We start from the raw sequence: 19,588 nt of genomic DNA, 5'->3' as shown, positions 1-19,588 counted from the left end.
GATCGTGCTGCGCGTCGCCCGAGATCGACCGCGCTTCTTCGAGCACGATCGGTCTCGTGGAGCGCCACGCGTCGAGGTGCCAGCCGATCACCGTGTCGCTGTACGACCGTTCCCGACGAACGAGCTACTTCACCGTCGATGAACAGTGGGGCACGCGCTTCATCGTGGTGTGCGCCCACCTCGCGACGTCAGGCTCGCCCTTGGACGCCGCCACGTCGCCGAGGTCCGCGAGGAATCGGCACGCGCGGTCAGGACCGATCACGTACGACCTGGGTACCTGCCCCTCGAACCAGGAGATCTCGAATGCGGTATCGCTCCCGTCGCTCCTCGTGGCGTCGAACTCCGCTGCTCGCGACCTCGCGAAGCTCACGAGCGCGTCGAAGGCTTCGGGCGAGATGAAGATCTCCCACCACCAGAAGGGACCTTGGTAATCGAAGCGCACGGGCGAGCGGGTCCCGGCGCAGGCCCTGAGGTCGGCGACAGGCTTGTCTCGATTCAGCGCGACGTCGAAGACGCGCAGGCAAGCGTCCGGGGGATGCTGTGCGGGATCGTACCGGATGACGAGCGTGCCAGCGGTCAGTGGATGCTGTGCGGGAGTGTACTGGGCGACGAGCGTGCCAGCGAGGACGAGCGGTAGGAGGCTCATACGGTGCGTCGTGCGAGCTTAGCGCGGCACGCGAGCTTCTGGATGTTCTCGCCCCAGGTTGGACCGCTGATGGCTCACCCCGGGCGAAGCGGTGAGCGGCGGGCCGGCGGCGGGGCCGGCTGGGCTGCGGAGGCGCCCGCGACGGAATCGCCTCGCGGGGCCTGCCGGTGATCGGCTACCAATGCACTCGCGGCGAACCGTGAGCCTCGGGCCGCTCCGGCGCCACGGTGGCTCCTCGCAAGGGAGGGAACGTGCCCGATCGACGTCTCGTGCTCCTGCTGCTCCTGACGGCGGCCCTCGCCGCGCTCGCGGTGACGATGGCACGCGACGCCGATCCGTACGCGGACGAGCCCCGCCCGCCGGCTCCCCGGTCTGCGGCGAGGGTCGCGAACGCCGCTCCGCCGGCGGCTCCGGCTCCGGTCGCCGCGCCCCCAGCGCCGGCCGGACCGCCGCCTCCCGCCCCGGCGCCGGCCGGCGGCGACGCCGCCGAGCCCGGGGACGTCGAGGCGGCGGTGCTCTGGCCCGTCGAGCTGCGCCTCCCGGACGGCCGGCCGCGACCGGTTCCACCGGGTACCCTCGTCGCCGTCGTCGAGCGGCAGGAGGGTCGCTCCTCGGTCCGGCTCGCCGACGGCACGGAGGGCGCCCTCGCGACGTGCGCGCTCACCTACGACGCATCGGAGCGCGCCGTCGCCCGCGCCCTGGCCGGATCCCGCGCCGAGCGGGACGAGGCGAGGCGGAACCATGCGGCTGTCCTCCTCGCCCCGATGCTCGACGGGAGGCCGCCGGCGGAGCCCTCCTGCGGGCCGCCTCCGGCCGCGGCGCGCGACACGCCGTCGCCCATCGGCGCCGGTGCGACCCCCGCCCTCGTGAGCCTCGGCCTGTCGCAGCCCGGGTATCGCGACGTCGAGGCTCCACCGTCCCACGACTGGAAGGCCCTCGCGCGGAGCATCGGCGGGATCCCGGACGACGCGCCATTGCCGCCGGCGGCCCGCGCGAAGGTGCGCCGGATGGTCGAGCGCGAGGTGCTGGCGATGAACGAGGAGGTGATGTTCGTCCCGCGCCCCGCCGTCAGCTTCGACGTCCCTGCCGGCGAGCGGCGCGGCGCGTACTACGCCTTCACCACCGCGCGCCGTCCTCCAGGTGACCGAGGTCCGCCTCGAGGGCGTCGTGTACCCCACCGTCGACTGCCAGGGTTGCGACACGGCTCCTCGCCGCTACTCCGGCCGGGCGGTGGTCTCGCTGCCGGACTCGACGGGGCCCGCGATCGTCGCGTGGCTCCCGCAGCCCGCCCGGTTCGACCCGCCTTGCGCGTTGCCCAAGCGCGCGTGGACGGTGGACGGCGAGCGGATCACGATCCGGATCCCGGACGCAGGCGGAGGCACGCAGGAGGTGTCCCTCGATCGCGAGCTGGATTGGGGCAGCGGGGCGCCCATCGCGATCCGCGCGGCGTACCTGACGGCCTTCCCGGACCTCGCGCTGCGCCTCCTCGTGGTGGAGACGAATGGGAACTCGGCGTGCGAGCGCGGGCTGTTCCTCTTCCAGCTCCACGACGGCGCCGTCCGCCGCTTGGGCGGCACGGACTTCGACTGCGACGTGTGAGATCCGTACCGGCGGGCCCGGGCTGGAGCACGCCCCGGCGGGACGCCTCCCCGGGTCGAGTCGCCTCGGACGGGCCGTGGGCCGCGGGCGATCGGCCACTGGGCCCATCTTCACCGGAGTTGGCCCATGGCCGGCCGGCCGAGGCACCGGACGACGAGCGGGTACACGGCGGCGACGAGGGCGAGCTGCACTGACCTCGAGATCCGCCGGGTCCGGCCCGGGCGACCGCGCCAGGCGCGGTCGCCCGGCATCCTGCGAGAGGGAGTGAGTGGCCCCGACGTGACTCGAACACGTGGCCTACGGTTTAGGAAACCGCCGCTCTATCCACCTGAGCTACGGGGCCAGGCGGTCGCGGATATACCACGGCGACCGGCCGCAGCAGCGAAAACGCGGCGACCGGGAGCGGCGAGCGCCCCTCCCCTCACCCGGGCCGGACCGTCCCGAGCGCTTCCAGCTCCTCGCGCGCCATCCGGACGAGACGCCAGAACGGCGGCGGGTAGCCGGCCGCCGCCCGGTGCTGGTCGGCGCGGCGCTCCAGGCGCGCGCGCAGCTCCGCGTGGCGCGCCGCGTACCACGAGCTCCGGAGGCCGGCCGCCGCGCTCATCCCCTTCGGCACCGGCCCCACGGCGCCGAGGGCGTTCAGGAGGACGCTGTATCCCTTCACGACGCGGGCGAACGGGAGCTTCCACCGGTCGTACCGGAGGGGCGCGCCCGCCACGGCCGCGTCGAGCATCGCCTGCGTGACCGCGCTGTCGTAGTGGTCCTTCCGGAGGGTGTCCGGGTCGCGCCACTCCGCGACGATCCGGAGCTGGGGGTCGTACTCGAGGTCCGACGGCTCGAGCGTCTCGAAGTGGCGCACGCCGAGCGCGGCCAGCCAGCGCTGCAGGCCGGGCGAGGAGATGTGCGAGAGCCCCATCCACAGGGCGACGCCACGGCGGCGGTACCCGTCCGCAGCGACCTCCGAGCAGAACAGCCGGGTCGCGTCCTCCCGGTCCATCGCGAAGTCGTACGGGATGCGACGCGTCCGCGCGTTCTCCAGCGCCGCGGTGGCGGCGCGGTGCGGGAGCATGGGATCCGCGGCGATCGCCGGGAGGTCTGCGCGCAGCCGGAGGACCATGATCCGGAGCTTCGTGTCCCGGAGGTAGTCCTCCGGCGTCGACACGGTGACGCCGCGCTCGATGTGCGACTCCACGATGCTCACGACGCCCGTCGCCGCGTCCACGTGGACGAGCGCGATGTGGGAGAAGTTCCCCGGGAAGTCGTTCCCGCGCGCGATCAGCGCCGAGATCGGGGCGCCGCCGCGCGAGACGAGGATGTCCCCGCTGTGGACCTTCACGCCGAGGATGGAGGCGGCGGGCGTCGCCGAGGGCTCGTCGGTACCCGGCGTGAGCGCGGGTGGCGCGGCGCCGGGCGGGACCTGGAGGATCACCTCCTCGACGGCGGCCCGGCCGCCGTACAGCAGCCGGTACAGCGCCTCCCGCGTGGCGCGGTCGGCCATGCTCCAGCGCTCCGACTGCCGCTTCACCGCGTCGCGGAGCCGGACGACGGCGTCGAGGTACTCGGGGAGGCGCTCTGGGCAGGCACCGACGCGCGGACCGAGCTCGAACACCGCCTGCTCCGCCTCGGCGAGGATCGGCGCGTCGGCCGCGAAGGCGCCGCTCCGCAGGCGATCGATGCGGACCTCGAGCTCCCGGAGCCCGGCGCTCACGCCGGGCGCGACCGCCCCGCAACCCGCCCGGCGCGCGTGCGCCCAGCGCTCCTCGAGCCGATCCCAGGACGCGTCCTGGTTCCAGGCGAACGCGCGCACCGCCGGGTCCTGCGCGGGCGGGGGCGGCGGCGGCTCCGGGTCCGGCAGGAGCAGCACCCCGTAGGCCGCCGCGAGCGCGGCGAAGACCCCGCCCGCGATCCGCAGCGGTCGCCTCCCGGTCCTCGATCCCATCCGCCCCTCCCTCCCTGCGGCGGACCTTGTCACGCCGGGTGCACAGCCGGCAAGCGCTCCGTCGCGGCTCGCCCGCAGGCTCGCCGAACAGCAGGGAGGTCCGCTCCCGTACTATGTTCGTCGCCTTCCCCTCTGCTGGGCAGGAGCCATGACGACCTCCGGACCACCGACCGCCGCGCCGCGCACCCTCGTCGAGCTCCGCACGCTCATCGACGCCATCGACGAGCGGATCCTCGCGCTCCTCAACGAGCGTGCCCGCATCGCCGCGGAGGTCGGCGAGCACAAGCGCGCCGCGCAGCCCTCCGCTCCGTTCCACGTGCCCGCGCGCGAGCGGGAGATCCTGGCGCGCCTGGAGGCGCTCGCCGCCGGTCCCTTCCCGCGCGAGGCGATCCGCCCCGTCTTCCAGGAGATCATGAGCGCGTGCCTCAGCCTGGAGCGGCCGCTCCGGGTCGCGTTCCTCGGGCCCGAGGGCGCGTTCTCCCAGCAGGCGGTGAAGTACCAGTTCGGCCTCTCCGCGCACGCGCTCCCGCAGCGCTCCATCGCAGCCGTGTTCCACGCCGTCGAGGGCGGCCAGACCGACTACGGCGTCGTCCCCGTGGAGAGCGCGACGCAGGGCGTGGTGGACCCGACGCTCGACGCGTTCCTCGAGAGCGAGCTGCGGGTCGTCGCGGAGATCCTGCTCCCCCTCGAGCTCGCGCTCCTCGTCCACCACGACGTCGATCGCGCCGCCGTGAGGCGCGTCTACGCGCAGCCGGAGCTGCTCCGGCAGTGCGAGCGCTGGCTCTCGGCGAACCTGCCGCAGGCGACGCCGCTCGTGGCGTCGAGCGCGACCGAGGCCGCCCGCCTCGCGCGCGAGGACCCCGAGGGCGCGGCGATCGCGCCCGACGTCGCGGCGCGGCTGTTCGATCTGCGCATCGCCGCGGAAGGCGTGCAGGACGCCGGCGGGGACGCGACGCGCTTCTGGGTCCTCGGGCGCAAGCCGTCCACGCGCAGCGGGAAGGATCGGACCAGCCTCGTCGTCAGCGTGAAGGACGGCCCAGGCGTGCTGCTCCGGGTCCTCGAGCCGCTCGCCCGGCGCGGCGTGAACCTCACCCGCATCGAGAGCCGTCCCACCGGGCGACGGGCCTGGGAGTACGCCTTCTTCCTCGACCTCGAGGGACACGAAACCGACGAGGCGGTCGCCGCGGCGCTCGCCGACCTCCGGGCCGTGAGCGCGGGCGTGAAGCTCCTCGGGAGCTATCCCCGTGCGGAGCCCCTCGCGCGGTGAGCCCGGACCTCCGGACGGCGTTCGATCGCGTCGCTTGAATTTTCTTCAACCGTCGCCCGTTCAGTACATGTCATGAAAAGGGAGACGATGAAGTCGGAGATGGGAGCGCTGGCGCCGGCGCTCGCGGCGGCGCGTGCACGGCCGCCTCTCTCGCGGGAGGCCGAGCGGGCGCTCGCAGCGCGTGCGCGGGACGGAGACATCGCGGCGCGAGACGAGCTCGTGGCCCGGCACCTGCCGCTCGTGGTGTCGTTCGTGCGGAAGCAGGCGCGGGGGACGATCCCCCTCGACGAGCTCGTGCAGGAGGGCAACCTGGGGCTCGTTCGCGCCATCGAGAAGTTCGACCCGGACGCCGGGACGCGCTTCTCGACCTACGCCGTCTGGTGGATCCGCGCGTACGTCTGGCGGTACCTCAAGCAGGCGCGCTCGGCGGTGCGGCCTCGGAGCGGGACCGTCGCCCTCGCGGACCTCTCGCTCGACAGCCCGCTCGGCGAGGACGGGGACGTCTCGTACCTCGATCGGATCGAGGACGAGGGGCCCGGCCCGGCCGACGTGTACGCGGCCGCGGAAGGCGACCGCCAGGTCCGCGGCGCACTCGACAGGGTTCGCGGGCGCATCGGCGAGCTCGGCTGGGACATCATCCACACGCGCCTGCAGCAGGATCCGCCCGACACGCTCGAGAGGATCGGGCAGCGGTGGGGCGTGTCGCGCGAGCGGGTGCGCCAGGTCGAGACCCAGACGAAGCGGTTCCTCCGCGGCTATCTCCAGCCCGAGGCGGAGCGGCGCGCCGCCTAGGCGCGGAGGGCGATCACCTCTTCGCGATCACCTCTTCCGCCCCGGGAGCGAGCCGTGGACCCATCCGACACCGCCCGTTGTCCGCGCTGCGGGACCGGCGACCTGGACCACACGACGGAGACGCTCAACTTCCAGCTTCCGGGCTCGGCCGTGATCGCGTCCGCGGCGGTCCCCGCCCGTCGCTGCGGCCGGTGCGACGGCGTGCACGTGGACGAGGCGACCGCCGCGCGGTTTCGCCTCGCGGCGTGCTGCGCGCTCGCCGACGCCGGGGTCCGCGGCGGAGAGGCGCTCCGCGCGATGCGCAAGGCGCTCCGGCTCCGGGCCTCCGACCTCGCCCGCCTCCTCGACGTCACCCCGGAGACCATGTCGCACTGGGAGACCGGCAAGGTCCCCCCGAACCGCGCGGCGTTCGTCGCGGTCTGCGCGATGGTGCAGGACGCGGTGGACGGGAGGACGACGACGCGCGACCGGCTCGCGGTGCTGGCGGACGGACGCGTGCCACCCGGCGTCGTCCGCGTCGACCTCGGCTGACGGCGCGGCGCCCCGCCGACCTCCCGCGCGCAGCGTCTCCTCACGCCCCGACCGCGCGGACGAACCCCTCCCACCGCTCCCCGAGCCCGTCCTGCCGCGCTCGCGCCGCCACGAGCACGCGGAGCAGCTCGTCCACGGCCCCTTGCTCGGGGAGGTGGAAGCGTGCGGAGGAGGCCGGCGTGTCGCCCACGCGGATCGCGATCCGCACCGCGTCGCACCGGAACGCGTCCTCGTCGCTGCGGTCGTCGCCGACGTACACGGCGAGGCGGGTCCCCTGGCGATCGCACAGCGCGCAGATCGCGTCGCCCTTGGTCGGCGCGCCGGCGGGCACGACGTTCACCACGTCGCGCCCCGCGAACACGCGCGCGCCCTCGAGCCGCGACGTCGCGCGGAGGATGTGGCGGAGCGCGATGGGCCCGAACGGCGCCGCGCGGTGGTGGAGCGCCACGCTGAGGCGCTTGTCCTCGAGGACGACGCCGGGCTCGCTCGCGAGCGCCGCGCGGAGCGCCGGGATCCAGGCCGCGACCCGATCGGCGAGCCGCCGGTCGATGGGCCCGAAGCCTGGATCCGCACCGTGGTTTCCCACCACGGCGACGAGCGGGATGCCGCTCACGCGGGCGGCCACGTCGGCGCGGGCGCGCCCGGACACGACGGCACACGGGTAGAGCAGCGCCGTCGTACGGAGGAGCGCGCGCGTCGCCGGCGGGAGCTGCGCGTCCTCGGGGCGGGGGACGTAGGGCGCGAGCGTCCCGTCGAAGTCGAACGCGAGCATCGTGCGGTCGCGGGCGAGCGCGTCGACGACGCCGCGGGCGTCCGGGCTCAGGATCGGGATCATCGGCGCCCCCTCGCCGGCGTCACGCCGGCCGTTCCGTTCACTGCGGCGCGCCGTCCACGGCGCGCAGGCCCATCGAGAGCCGCTGCGAGAGCCGGCCGCGCTGCCGGACGCGCGCCGCGTCGGCGAGCATGTGGCCCGCCCACCGGTACACGTTCAGCTCGGCGACGACGGCGCGCATGGCGTGCATCCGCTCCGCCTGCTCCGCCGCGGTCATGCCGAGCGCGGTCGCGAGGGCCGCGCTCGCCTCCTCGAGGTCGTAGGGGTTCACGAGGAGCGCCTCGGTGAGCTCGCGCGCCGCCCCCGTGAAGCGGCTCAGGACGAGGACGCCGCGCTCGTCCTGGCGCGCTGCCACGAACTCCTTCGCGACGAGGTTCATCCCGTCGTGGAGGCTGCTCACGTAGCAGACGTCCGCGGCGCGCAGGTACCTGAACACCGCCGCGGGCTCGTGGTGCGCCCGCTCGAGCACGATCGGCCGGTACGACCCGGAGCCGAACCGCGCATTGATGCGCGCGGCGAGCCGCTCGACGCCCTCGTTCAGCGCCCGGTACTTCGCGATGAGCGTCCGGCTGGGCGCCGCGAGCTGGGCGAAGGTGAACCTGCCGGCGAGGTGCGGGAAGCGCTCGAGCGTCCGCTCCACCGCGAGGAGCCGCTCCTCGATGCCCTTGGTGTAGTCGAGCCGGTCGACGCCCACGCCGAGGAGCGCGTCGGGCCCGAGCCCCAGCTCCTGGAAGACGGCGCGCCGGCACTCCGCTGGCGGCGGCGCCGCCTCCGCCCAGCGGTTCGGCCACTCGATGGAGATCGGGTAGCTGCGGACCAGGCACTCCCGGCCGCCCTGCACGACCGCCTGCCGCTCGCGGTCGATGCGGGCCTCGAGGTAGTGGTCCACCGCGTCGATGAAGTTGTTGCAGTGCTGCTGGGTGTGGAACCCGAGGATGCTGCTCCCGAGGAGCCCCTGGAGGAGGTCGCGCTCCCAGGGGCAGATCCCGAACCGCTCCGCGTTCGGCCAGGGGATGTGCCAGAAGGTGATGATCGTGGAGCGCGGGAGCCGCTCTCGGATCATCCGGGGCGCGAGCGCGAAGTGGTAGTCCTGCACGAGCACGATCGGATCGGGCCCGGTCACCTCTTCGGCGACCGCGTCGGCGAAGCGCCGGTTCACGCGCGCGTACTGGCGGAAGTCGGCCACGCGGAACTCGGGCCGGGTGTCGGCGATGTGGCAGAGCGGCCAGAGCCCTTCGTTGGAGAAGCCGTAGTAGTAGCCGCGCTCCTCCTCGCGGGAGAGCCACACCCGGCGCAGCGCGTACGACTCCTCGCCGGGCGGGACGCGGATCCGGTCGTCGCGGTCCACCGTCTCCCGGTCCGCCGGGCCGCTGCCGTGCGCGACCCACGTGCCGGAGCACGCGCGCATGACCGGCTCGAGCGCCGTCACGAGGCCGCTCGCCGGGTGCTGCACGCGGACCGCGCCGTCCTCGCCGCGCTCGTGGATGTACGGCTCGCGGTTCGCGAGGATCACGACGCGATCGCCGTGCAGCGTCTCGCGCAGGACGCGCTGCAGCCGCTCCCGCGACCAGGGCCCTCGCTCCGCCGAGGAGCGTTCCCCCGCCACCTCCGCGAGGAGCGCGCGGAGATCCGCCAGGATCGGGCTGAACGCGCCCGGCGGCGCCTTGGCCGGCGTCGCGCCCGGGAAGCGCGCGACCGAGAGCAGGCGGCGGAGCTCGTCGGTCCAGCTCCGCCACGACGCGCGGCGCACCACGACCGTGAACACGGACGCGAGCAGCCCGAACACCGCGAATGCACCGAAGGTGAACCGGTTCATCGCGCGCTCGCGGCGCGCGAGGTAGCTCATGTCGTGCACGAGGACGAGCGTCCCGCGCACGGCGCCGTCCGCCTCGATGGCGTGCATGCTGACGTGCACCGGTCCGCCCTCGCCCGCCGCCGCGAGGTCGAGATCCACGAGCGGCGCCGTCGCCGGCGGCCGCGCCGCGCCGAGGACCTCGCAGGACCAGCGCTCGGGGAAGCCGGTCGTGCTGGCGATGGCCGAGAACGTCGGCGAGCACACCGCGGCGGCCAGGATCCGCTCGTCCCGCGCGAGGGCGTCGAGCAGGGTCGCGATCTTGCCCTGCTCGCCCGCGACGAGGTGCGCGGCGAGCGCCTGCTGGGCCCCGGCGGACGCGAGCCGCGCGCGCAGCGTCACGTCGCGGAGGAACCACGACCGCGCCGTCGTGTTCACGACCAGCGCGGCACCCCAGGCGAGGAGTGCCAGTCCCGCGAGCAACGGCAGGGTGACGCGCAGGAAGGTCCGCACTCCGGCATGTAGGCCACGTCGCCGCTGCGTCGCAACGGCCACACTCCCCGTCCGACCTCCCTGGGATCCGCGCCGCGGCGCGCGCGCCCTTTCGCGGGGCTGGACGCCCGACCCTCGCGCGATGCGGCCGCGGCGTCGTGGCGTCGATCTGCCGCAGTCGGCGGACCGCCCTCTGGTCACGCGGCTCGCGGCAACACGACCACGAACGTGGTGCCCTTGCCCGGCGCCGTCGCGACCCGGATCCGGCCGCCGTGTGCCTCGACCAGGCGCCGCACCGTGGCGAGCCCGATCCCGAGTCCGCCCGGAACGCTCGTCGCGCGGTAGAACGGCTCGAAGATGTGGGGCACGACCTCCGGCGCGATCCCCGGCCCGGTGTCCCGGACCTCGAGGCGCACCGAGAGGCCCTCCGACGCGACGTGTACCTCGACCCGCCGTTCGCGGCTCTCGCCGAGGTACCGCAGGGCGTTCTCGATGAGGTTGGAGGCGATGGCGCGAACGGCGCCCGGGCTCGCCGCCACCGACAGCCCCGGCTCGGCCAGGATCCGCAGCTCCGCGCCCGAGGCACGCGCCCTCGGCTCGATCTCCTCGCGGAGCTCCTCGAGGACCACGTGCACCGGCGTCGCGGCGCCGGCCTCGGGCACCGTCGCGGCGCGCGAGAACACGAGCAGGTCGTCGATGAGCCCCTGCAGCCGCTCCACGTTCCGCCGCCCGCGTTCGCAGGCCGCCGAGGCGACCGGCGCGCTCCGCGCGATGGTCGCGAACGAGAGGAGCACCGCCTGGAGCGGCGTCCGCAGGTCGTGGGCGACGCGGGACGCGAACGCCTCGAGGTCGGACGCGCGCTGCTCGTTCGCGACGGCCCAGCGACGGAGCGCGACGTGGGCGAGGAGGAACATCGCGAGCGCCGCGCCGCCGCCCACCAGCGCGAGGAGGACGCCGACGACCGCGAAGCGGCGCAGCGAGGCCTCGATCTCGGTGGCCGCGCGCGTGGCACGGAGCGCGTTCACGTCCTCGAGCCGCTCGAGGGCACGATCCGCGCTCTCCGCGTCGAGCAGGAAGGCGGTGAGCGCGACGTCGAAGTAAGGATCGCGCTGGACCCCCGCGACGACGGCGGCCGCGTCGCGCGCGAGCTGTGGCAGCCGCTCCTGACCGAGCGGCTGCCACAGGTGCGCCTCCTCCGGCCCGACGAGCGGGACGTACCGGTGCTCGAGAGCTCCGAGCGCGTCCACGGCGGCGGCGATCGTCGCCTCCGCCGTGCTGGCGCGGCCGTTGCGACCGGGGCCGGGCGCGTGCACCAGCGCGATCGCACCGCGCATCTGGGAGATCTGGCCTCGCATCGCAGCGAGCAGGTCGACGGCGCGCACGTACCGCTCGGAGATCTCCCGCGCCATCCGGACCTGCGGCACGAGCGAGAGCGCGACGACGAGGTTGGCGACCCCTAGGGCCGTCGCGATCGTCGCGAACGCCAGGCCCATCCAGAGGCGCAGCGAGCGCTGGCTCGGAGCGCGGTGCACCGTCCCCCTCCCCCGGCCGCCCGCCAGCCGCGACGACCCCGACGGCGAGTCTAGCTTCGCGCGTGGCCGGGCCGGGGCTTCCGGCGGGGTTCGGGCGCGCGGATGCGGCCCGGCCGCGCGGCGGCGGGCGATCGAGACGCCGGAGCACGGGTGGCCCCAGCGGGCGCGAGCCTCCGCGCCGGGCTCAGCGCAGCGAGCCGCCGACGGCGAGGACGACTGCGACGCCGTGGTACCAGTCGCCGCGCCAGGCGAACGGCGCGTAGCGCACGCCCAGATCGAGCACGGTCCCCTCCGAGACGCGCAGCGACACGCCGGCGGTCGCCTCCGGGCCGATCGCCAGCGCGAGCGGAGTCGCGCCTCCGCCTCCGGGGCCCTCGTTCGGCACCTCCGTCTGACCGCCGCCCGCGGCGGGCTGGAACAGCGGCAACCCCGCCTGCCCGCGCCCGAGCGCCTCGTCCGTGATGTTGTACGCGCCGACCTGGACGCCGGCGGAGAGGAACGGCGACAGGAGGTGGTCGCCTCCGACCGGCCGGACCACGACCTCGGGGAGAGCGAAGAAGCCGCCCCACCCGACGCGCACCACCGCGCCGCCGGTGAGGCGCAGCCCGAGCCGCGACGCCAGGAACAGGTCGACCCCGACCTCGAGCGTGGGCGCGACGCCCTCCACGCCCCCGACGCTCACGCCGCCGCCGGCCACGCGGAACACGCCGTCGAGCCGACGGTCGCCCATGTCGAGCGGATCGGATGCGGTGACGAGCGAGAGCACGACGGCGAGCGCGATCACGTGGGACCTCCCCGGGAGTCGCGCCCTTCTACTGTCAGTGCATTCGCTCCGTCAAGTGCGCCGCGTCTCCCGCGACGCCGTGTCCTTCGGCCGTCCCGCGCGCACGGGACCGGGCGGCGTGGTCACACTCGCGGTCCTCGTGGATCGGCGCCGAGCGGGTCAGGGCGCCGGCGCCGGCGGAGGCCGCGCGGCGGTCGACACCGGGACGGTCGCGCCGGGCGTCGTCGCGCCGGTGGAGATGGGCACGGCCGCGCCGGCGCCCGGGCCCACCGCCGCGCCGGACCGTTCCGGAACGGCGGGCGACGGCGTCGCCGGGAGCGGTGGGGCGAGCACGTCCGCGAGCGAGACGCCGACGTCCGCGTCGCCGGGCGCGAGGCGCTCGACGAGATCGAGCGCGGTCTGCGCGAGGTCCGCCCGGGCGGTCGCGAGGCGCGCGACGCCACGCTCGAGGCGCGACACCTCCTCGAACTGCTCCCGCGTCGCGACGCCCGCCGACGCGTGCTCGTCGAGCACGCGCGAGAGGAGCGCGTCGCGCCGCAGGGCGTCGAGCACCCGCGCGAGCTGGGCCTGGGTGTCGGCGTCGAGGCCCGCGCGGTCCACCGGCCGGAGCCCGCGGCCGTTCCCCGCCCAGATCCGGCCGGGCCGCCCGAACTCGGCCCCGTCGCCGAGCAGGTCCTCGAGCACGAGGACCGGCTGCGTGCGGACCGGGAACTCCCGCGCCATCACCTGGAACAGGAGCGCGCCGTCGGGCCGGATCCGGACGGCGGCCGCGAGGGGGCCGAACGGATAGAACGGCTCCGCCCACGCGTGGAGCGAGGCCGCGAGCCGCTCCCGCGCCGCGGCGTCGAGCACGACGGCTCCGGGCTCGCGGGGCCGCGGCGGCGGCCGCTTCAGCGTGTCGAGGAGTGGCCGGAGCTGGTCGACGCTGACGACCACGTTGAGCGCGCTGCCGGGCAGGTACGCCGCGTGGTAGATGCCGACCAGCTCGAACTCGCCGGTCCGGCAGGAGACGGCGAACACCGGCGAGCCGGAGTTGCCGGGCGAGAGGAGCGCGTCGACGACGAAGTCGTCGTGATCCCACTCGCGCTCGTCGTCGTGCTCGTACGCCGACGTGACCTTGCCTCCGGTGGTCGCGCGGAGCACGCCGAGCGGGAACCCCCGCACCGCCACCGCGTTCCGCTCGCGGAGCGCCGCGCTCCGGCCGATCCGCCACGGCATCACCGGGAGCGCCGTCTTCGCCCGGAGCACCGCCACGTCCAGCGCCGGATCCGCGACGACCCGCGCGAGCGGCACGTCGTCCCGCTCGTACGCGTCGGCCTCGTCGTCCACGATCCGGAGCTGGTCGGAGAGACGCCGGCACCCCGCCGGCACGCCCTCGACCGGATGGTCCGCGTCCGTGACGGCCGGCCACTCCGCGACGTGCTCGTTCGTGACGACGAGGGTGTCGCCACCGTCGCGGCGGTAGCCGAACCCCGTCCCGTGCGCGACGACCCGCGTGCGCGTCCGCCTGAGCGAGCCGTCGCTCGCGTAGTACGGGCACTCGTACACCGCCGACGTCCGGATGCAGTAAGTGTAGGGCGGCTGCGCCTGCTCGAACTCGCGCGCCCGGGGCGCCAGCGCCGCGAGGTCGTCGGCGTACTCGCCGCTGCAGAACGGCCCCGCCGGCGGAGGCGCCTCCGGCCCGGCAGCCGCCGCGGGCGTGGAGCGCGGATCATCCGCGCGAGCCCCGAGCGCGGCGGAGAGCGCGGCGCAGGCGGCGAGCGCGACGGCCACGGCCGGGGCAGTTGCCGGGCGCCGCCGGACCGCTCGGCGCGAGGCGAGAGGCGGGGTCACCGGGGGAAGTTGGATCCGGCGCGCCGCGGGGGAAGGCGGCCGCCCGCCCGGGCGTCCTTGCAGGGCGTGCCGAGCAGCGCCGCGAGGCCGGCGTCCGAGTCGAGGCGGGGCAGGCACAGGCAGTCGATGGACCCGTCGCGGCCGACGAGGGCCGCGGTGTGGGTGTCGCCCAGCATCGCGTATTGCTCGAGCGGGAGCGCCATCGACCGAAGGATGCGGTCGCGCGGCGCCGGCGCCCTTCGAGGCGCCGGCGCGCTCCGGACGCGACCGGACGAGCCCGCGGTCAGCGCGCGACGGCGATGGCCGGCGCGTCGGGCGACGGCGACGGTGCGGTGACGGGCGGACGCGCCTCGATCTTCTCGCCGCTCGCGAGCATCTTGAGCGACAGCCCGAGGAGCTGCGAGATGAGCTCGCCGGAGCCCGGCACGTCCAGCTTCCGGTAGATGCGCTTCCGGCGCGCCCGGATCGTCTCGGGAGAGACGTTCGCGGCGGCCGCGGAGTCCTTGCACGCGAAGCCCTGAGCCAGCCGGAGCACCTCGGCGCGCTCGGCGGGCGTCAGGTTCGTGCCCTCCAGGAACTTTGCGGCGAATGGAGCAAGGATCTCGATCTCGATATGGGGCATGGTTCTACTGGTCCTTTCGTACGGCGGGTCTCCGGTCCCCTCGGCGGAGCCTTGCTCCTCCGGTCGTCCACCGTGCGACCCACGTTAGGCACGGCCCGTCCGTGCGCCACCCCCCCCACCGGCGATTGGCCGCCTGCACCGGATGGGGTTTCCGCCTATATGGCCGGTATGTCGAAAGAAAACCCGAAGATCAGCCACGCTGTCGTTCACCGTCCGAACGACTTCGGAGTCGACCTCCCCGCCGGAAAGGACGCCGACGAGCTCGACCGCAGCGACTACCGCGTCGTCGAGATCGAGGATCCGGAGCCCGCGCGCGACGATCCCGCGCAGGCGCCGGCGCGCTGACCGGGCGGCGCGCCACGATCGCGCGCGACAGTCAGTCACACGCTCCCGGGCGGCCCTGGAGGCGTTCCGGCGTGCGCCGGTCGAGCCGCGCCAGGCTGAACCGAAGCGCGGGAGGCGTCACGAGCGTCGTCACGACCACGACGATGACGATGGCCGAGTACGCGTCCGCGCCGAGCAGGGGTCGCCCACCGAGCTTCAGCGAGAGGCCCATGTTCGCGAAGATGAGGCCGACCTCGCCGCGCGGGATCATGCCGAGCCCCACCGTCAGCCGATCGATGCCGCGACCGACCACGCCGGCGCCGCAGGCCTGCTTCCCCACGATCGCCGCGACCGTGAGCGCGCCCGCGAGCCCGAGCACCCTCGGGTCGCCGAACGCGCGCAGGTCGGTCTTCATCCCCATCAGGACGAAGAAGATCGGGACGAGGAAGGAGCCGATCGGGCGGATCAGGTCCTCGAGGCCATGCTCGCCGCGATCCACGAAGTCCTTGTAGTGCACGTCCTCGAGGACCAGCCCGGCCGCGAACGCGCCGACGATCGGCGCGAGCCCGATCGCGCCGGAGAGCCAGCTCAGCGTGAAGCAGAACGCGAGGCCGACGGCGAGGAGCACGCCCCGGGTCTGGAGGCGCGACGCCACGCGGAACATGCGCGGGGAGAGCTTCACCCCGAGGACGAGGGCGCCGACGAGGAAGAGGCTCGCCTTCGCGACGATGGCGATCACGGCCCCGGTCGAGACGGATCGCCCCGCGTCCGCGGCGACGACGGCGCCGCTGACGACCGCGAGGATCACGAGCCCGAGCACGTCGTCGATGACCGCCGCTCCGAGGATGACGCGCGCCTCCGGCCCGCGCGATCGCCCGAGATCCTGCAGCACGCGCGCGGTGATGCCGACGGAGGTGGCGGACAGCGTCGCCCCGAGGAACGCGTGGACGTACGGCCCCGCGCCGGGGATCAGGACCGCGCCCGCGCCCCAGCCGAGCCCGAACGGCACGAGCACGCCGATGACCGCGACGAGCAGCGACGAGAGGCCGACCCGGAGCATGTCCCGGACCGTGGACTCGAGCCCGACCTCGAACAGGAGCAGGAGCACGCCGAGCTTCGCGAGCACGTCCACGGCGGGATCGGCCTGGATGCCCTCGAGCGCGCCGATCCCCGCGAGGTCGAGGTTCCCGAGCACCACCCCGGCGAGCAGCTCGCCCAGGACGGGCGGCTGGCGCGCTCGCGTCGCGAGCTCGCCGCCGAGCTTCGCCGCCACGAGCACGACGGCGAGCTCGAGGACGATCCGCCCGATGGGATCCTCGTGTCCGCCCGCCTCCGCGGCGAGCGCGGGCGCGGCGAGCAGGACGGTCACGATCGCGGCGGCCGGACGGAGGCGGAGCATGCCTCCCATCTTACGGGCGGGAGCGCGCCGCCGGCGGGAATCCGGCGCGGCGCGCGAGCGCGGGCGGCGCCCTCACGACGACTCCGGGTCCGCCCAGCGCCTCCCGTCCCGCGCCAGCAGCTCCTGCGCGCCGGACGGCCCCCACGTGCCCGCGGCGTAGTTGGGGAAGTCCCGCGCCGGCAGGGTCGCCCAGACGTCGAGCACCGGCGTCACGATGCGCCAGCTCGACTCCACCATGTCCGCCCGGTGGAACAGGGTGCTGTCGCCGATCATCACGTCGTGCAGCAGCCGCTCGTACCCGGTGGCGGGCGGCACGCTGCCGAAGTCCTTGTACGAGAAGTCGAGCTTCACCGGCACGAGCTGGATCGCGGCTCCCGGCCGCTTCGCCTTGATCGAGAGGCAGATCGCCTCCTCCGGCTGGATGAGGATGTCGAGCCGGTTCGGGTCGATGCTCTCGAGGCCCGCGTCCTGGAAGAGGAGGAGCGGCGGGCGGCGGAACTGGATCGTGATCTGCGTGTCACGGCGGGCGAGGCGCTTCCCGGCGCGGACGTAGAACGGCACCCCCGCCCAGCGCCAGTTCTCGACGAGGAGCTTCCCGGCCGCGAACGTCTCCGTCTGGGAGGTGGGCGAGACCTTCGGCTCCTGCCGGTAGCCAGGGACCTTCTTCCCGCCGATGTACCCCTCGCCGTACTGGCCGCGGACCGCGTCACGCAGGACGTCCTCGGGGGACATCGTGCGGATCGCGTCGAGGACCTTCACCTTCTCGTTGCGGACCGCCTCGGCGGCGAGGGTCGACGGCGGCTCCATCGCGACGAGCGTGAGCAGCTGGAAGATGTGGTTCTGGACGATGTCGCGGAGCGCGCCGGCGGACTCGTAGTAGTCGCCCCGCCCCTCGACGCCGATGTCCTCCGCGACGGTGATCTGCACGTGGTCCACGTAGCGCCGGTTCCAGATCGGCTCGAACACGCCGTTCGCGAACCGGAACACGAGGATGTTCTGGACCGTCTCCTTCCCCAGGTAGTGGTCGATCCGGTAGACCTGCTCCTCCCGCAGGATCGACACGAGCTCGCGGTTCAGCGCCTGGGCCGACTCGAGGTCGCGCCCGAACGGCTTCTCGATGACCACGCGGCGCCAGCCGCCGTCCTCGCGGGCGAGCCCGCTCGCGCCGAGGCCGCGCACGGTGCTACCGAACTCGTCCGGAGGGACGGCGAGGTAGAAGATCGCGTTGCCGGCGGTCCCGTGCTTCTCGCGCGCGTGAGCGAGCGCCGCGCCCAGCCGCTCGAACGTCCCCGGGTCCTCGAGGTCGCCCTTCACGTAATGGATCCGCTCCACGTACTCGGCCCAGAGGGCGTCCTCCACCGGGCGGGTCGCGAACTCGCGGAGCGAGCGGGTCGCCCACTCCCGGTACGCGGCGTCGTCGAGGTCCCGGCGCGCGACGCAGATGATGGCGAAGTCCCGGGGCAGGAGCCCGTTCGCGCGCAGGTTGTAGAGGGACGGGAGGAGCTTCCGCTTCGTGAGGTCGCCCATCCCGCCGAAGACGACGAACGCGCACGGATCCCCGGGCCGCTCGCGGAAGGTGGGGCTCATCGGTCTCCTCCTCCGCTGCGCGCCGCCTCGCGGTGGCCGCCGAACTGCCGGCGCATCGCGGAGAGCAGCTTCTCGCCGAACGTGCTCGCCTGGCGGGAGCGGAACCGCGTGAACAGCGCCGCGGCGAGGACGTTCGCCGTCACCCCCTCCTCGACCGCGGCCTGCACCGTCCAGCGCCCCTCGCCCGAGTCGTCCACGGCGCCGGTGAAGCCCTCGAGGCGCGGATCGCCGGCGAGCGCCGCCGCGGAGAGGTCGAGTAGCCACGAGGCGACCACGCTGCCGCGCCGCCACAGCTCGGCGATCTCGGCCAGATCGAGCTCGTAGCGGAGCTCGTCGGGAACGCCGGGGCCGGCGGCGCCGCGCAGCACGTCGAAGCCCTCCGCGTACGCCTGCATGAGCCCGTACTCGATCCCGTTGTGGATCATCTTCACGAAGTGCCCCGCGCCGTGCGGGCCGCAGTACAGGTACCCGTCCTCAGCGCCGCCGGCGCGGGTGCGGCCCGGGGTGGGCGGCGCGGCGCCGCGGCCGGGCGCGAGGGCCCGGAAGATCGGCTCGAGCAGATCGAACGCGCTCCGGTCGCCCCCGACCATCAGGCAATAGCCGCGCTCGAGCCCCCACACCCCACCGCTCGTCCCCGCGTCGAGGTGGAGGACGCCGCGCGCCGCGAGCAGCCGCGCGCGGCGCACGTCGTCCTTGAAGTACGAGTTCCCGCCGTCGATCACGACGTCGCCCGGCGCGAGCCGTTCCGCGAGCGAGGCGACGACCTCCTCCGTTGGAGCGCCGGCCGGCACCATCACCCACACCGCGCGCGGCGGCTTCAGCCGGGCCACGAGGTCCTCGATCGACTCCGCCGCGATCACGCCCTCCGCGGCCACGGCGCGCACGACCTCCGGGTGGCGCGCCCAGCCCACGACGCGGTGCCCCGCGCGCGAGATCCGGCGCGCCATGTTCCCGCCCATCCGCCCGAGGCCGATCATCCCGAGGTCCATGCCCGATCCTCTCCTTCAGCCGTCCCGGCCCCACCGCGCCTCGAGGGCCCTGAGCTTCTCGACGCGCCGGAGGTGGCGCGCGACGCCGTCGAACCGCGCCCCGAGAAACGCCTCCGCGATCTCGAGCGCGAGCGCCTCGCCGACGACGCGCGCGCCGAGCGCGAGGACGTTCATCTGGTCGTGCTCCACGCCCTGGTGCGCCGAGTACGTGTCGTGGCACATGCCGGCGATCACGCCTGGCAGCTTGTTCGCCGCCGCGGCCACGCCCACGCCCGAGCCGCACACCACGATCCCGCGCTCGGCGGCCCCGGCCGAGAGCACCCGGGCGACCGCCACCGCGAAGTCCGGGTAGTCGCTCGGCGTCGCGTCGAACGCGCCCAGGTCCTGGACGTCGTGCCCGCGTGCGCGGAGCGCCGCCACGAGCACCTGCTTCAGCGAGAACCCGGCGTGGTCGGCCGCGACTGCGACGCGCATCCTCTCCCCTTCCGATGATGGGGCGACCGATCACGTAAGGCGGCGCCGCCGGGCGCGCCGCCGCCGGGCACGCGGCTCCCCCCGGGGGCGCGGGAGGGCGCGGACCGGACCGGGCCCCGCCCGCCGCCTCGCGGTGCGGGCGCCGCGGGCGCCG

At 74.7% G+C, this 19,588-nt stretch carries 18 protein-coding genes and 1 tRNA gene; 5 read left to right on the top strand and 14 right to left on the bottom strand.

The window, feature by feature from the left end; all coding sequences use genetic code 11:
- Positions 1–124: 124 nt before the first annotated feature.
- Entirely contained in the window at positions 125–646 is a 522-nt protein-coding gene (locus tag AMOR_RS26685; protein ID WP_248355756.1) for a hypothetical protein, read from the bottom strand.
- A 1,140-nt stretch (positions 647–1,786) separates the two neighbouring features.
- On the opposite strand from AMOR_RS26685, the gene AMOR_RS26680 reads away from it, so the two are divergent.
- Positions 1,787–2,245 carry a hypothetical protein gene (locus AMOR_RS26680; RefSeq protein WP_248355755.1) on the top strand — a complete coding sequence of 153 codons (459 nt, stop codon included), beginning with the start codon at positions 1,787–1,789 and terminating at the stop codon, positions 2,243–2,245.
- A 269-nt stretch (positions 2,246–2,514) separates the two neighbouring features.
- Here AMOR_RS26680 and AMOR_RS26675 read toward each other — a convergent pair.
- Positions 2,515–2,588: transfer RNA gene (locus AMOR_RS26675), tRNA-Arg, on the bottom strand.
- A gap of 78 nt (positions 2,589–2,666) precedes the next feature.
- The gene (locus tag AMOR_RS26670; protein WP_248355754.1) at positions 2,667–4,184 is read right to left on the bottom strand and encodes a YiiX/YebB-like N1pC/P60 family cysteine hydrolase; all 1,518 of its coding nucleotides are present in this window, start codon (positions 4,182–4,184) and stop codon (positions 2,667–2,669) included.
- 148 nt (positions 4,185–4,332) lie between these two features.
- On the opposite strand from AMOR_RS26670, the gene pheA reads away from it, so the two are divergent.
- From pheA to AMOR_RS26655, 3 genes are all read left to right on the top strand, one after another.
- Positions 4,333–5,451, top strand: a complete 1,119-nt coding sequence (pheA, locus tag AMOR_RS26665; RefSeq protein WP_248355753.1) for a prephenate dehydratase — start codon at positions 4,333–4,335, stop codon at positions 5,449–5,451.
- Between the two features lie 72 nt (positions 5,452–5,523).
- Complete coding sequence (locus tag AMOR_RS26660; protein WP_248355752.1) at positions 5,524–6,243, top strand: sigma-70 family RNA polymerase sigma factor; 720 nt, start codon at positions 5,524–5,526, stop codon at positions 6,241–6,243.
- A 54-nt stretch (positions 6,244–6,297) separates the two neighbouring features.
- The gene (locus tag AMOR_RS26655) at positions 6,298–6,774 is read left to right on the top strand and encodes a type II TA system antitoxin MqsA family protein (protein WP_248355751.1); all 477 of its coding nucleotides are present in this window, start codon (positions 6,298–6,300) and stop codon (positions 6,772–6,774) included.
- Between the two features lie 40 nt (positions 6,775–6,814).
- On the opposite strand, the gene otsB is transcribed toward AMOR_RS26655, so the two are convergent.
- From otsB to AMOR_RS26620, 7 genes are all read right to left on the bottom strand, one after another.
- Positions 6,815–7,609 (bottom strand): trehalose-phosphatase, encoded by a 795-nt coding sequence (gene otsB, locus AMOR_RS26650; RefSeq protein WP_248355750.1) that lies wholly within the window; start codon positions 7,607–7,609, stop codon positions 6,815–6,817.
- A 37-nt stretch (positions 7,610–7,646) separates the two neighbouring features.
- Complete coding sequence (locus AMOR_RS26645) at positions 7,647–9,911, bottom strand: alpha,alpha-trehalose-phosphate synthase (UDP-forming) (RefSeq protein ID WP_248355749.1); 2,265 nt, start codon at positions 9,909–9,911, stop codon at positions 7,647–7,649.
- A gap of 176 nt (positions 9,912–10,087) precedes the next feature.
- Positions 10,088–11,422 carry a sensor histidine kinase gene (locus AMOR_RS26640; protein ID WP_248355748.1) on the bottom strand — a complete coding sequence of 445 codons (1,335 nt, stop codon included), beginning with the start codon at positions 11,420–11,422 and terminating at the stop codon, positions 10,088–10,090.
- A gap of 184 nt (positions 11,423–11,606) precedes the next feature.
- A complete protein-coding gene (locus AMOR_RS26635) occupies positions 11,607–12,206 on the bottom strand; it encodes a hypothetical protein (RefSeq protein ID WP_248355747.1) in 600 nt (199 codons plus the stop codon).
- A 159-nt stretch (positions 12,207–12,365) separates the two neighbouring features.
- Positions 12,366–13,979 (bottom strand): S1 family peptidase, encoded by a 1,614-nt coding sequence (locus AMOR_RS26630; protein ID WP_248355746.1) that lies wholly within the window; start codon positions 13,977–13,979, stop codon positions 12,366–12,368.
- 56 nt (positions 13,980–14,035) lie between these two features.
- A complete protein-coding gene (locus tag AMOR_RS26625) occupies positions 14,036–14,242 on the bottom strand; it encodes a trehalase-like domain-containing protein (RefSeq protein WP_404800919.1) in 207 nt (68 codons plus the stop codon).
- An 80-nt stretch (positions 14,243–14,322) separates the two neighbouring features.
- A complete protein-coding gene (locus AMOR_RS26620; RefSeq protein WP_248355745.1) occupies positions 14,323–14,661 on the bottom strand; it encodes a helix-turn-helix transcriptional regulator in 339 nt (112 codons plus the stop codon).
- Positions 14,662–14,829: 168 nt separating this feature from the next.
- Here AMOR_RS26620 and AMOR_RS26615 point away from each other — a divergent pair, with 168 nt between their 5' ends.
- The gene (locus AMOR_RS26615; RefSeq protein WP_248355744.1) at positions 14,830–15,006 is read left to right on the top strand and encodes a hypothetical protein; all 177 of its coding nucleotides are present in this window, start codon (positions 14,830–14,832) and stop codon (positions 15,004–15,006) included.
- 31 nt (positions 15,007–15,037) lie between these two features.
- Here AMOR_RS26615 and AMOR_RS26610 read toward each other — a convergent pair whose 3' ends face one another.
- The 4 genes from AMOR_RS26610 to rpiB form a co-directional block, all read right to left on the bottom strand.
- Complete coding sequence (locus AMOR_RS26610) at positions 15,038–16,384, bottom strand: cation:proton antiporter (protein WP_248355743.1); 1,347 nt, start codon at positions 16,382–16,384, stop codon at positions 15,038–15,040.
- A 72-nt stretch (positions 16,385–16,456) separates the two neighbouring features.
- Positions 16,457–17,971 carry a glucose-6-phosphate dehydrogenase gene (gene zwf / locus AMOR_RS26605; RefSeq protein WP_248355742.1) on the bottom strand — a complete coding sequence of 505 codons (1,515 nt, stop codon included), beginning with the start codon at positions 17,969–17,971 and terminating at the stop codon, positions 16,457–16,459.
- A complete protein-coding gene (gnd, locus tag AMOR_RS26600) occupies positions 17,968–18,960 on the bottom strand; it encodes a phosphogluconate dehydrogenase (NAD(+)-dependent, decarboxylating) (protein ID WP_248355741.1) in 993 nt (330 codons plus the stop codon). The genes zwf and gnd overlap by 4 nt, the downstream gene beginning before the upstream one ends.
- A 15-nt stretch (positions 18,961–18,975) precedes the next feature.
- Positions 18,976–19,434: a ribose 5-phosphate isomerase B gene (gene rpiB / locus AMOR_RS26595; RefSeq protein ID WP_248355740.1), complete on the bottom strand. Its 459-nt coding sequence runs from the start codon at positions 19,432–19,434 to the stop codon at positions 18,976–18,978.
- Positions 19,435–19,588 lie beyond the last annotated feature (154 nt).

It is taken from the genome of Anaeromyxobacter oryzae (genome assembly GCF_023169945.1).
Lineage (GTDB): Bacteria > Myxococcota > Myxococcia > Myxococcales > Anaeromyxobacteraceae > Anaeromyxobacter > Anaeromyxobacter oryzae.
Note: the sequence above shows the minus strand (reverse complement) of the source record. Positions and strands in the feature narration are given on the sequence as shown.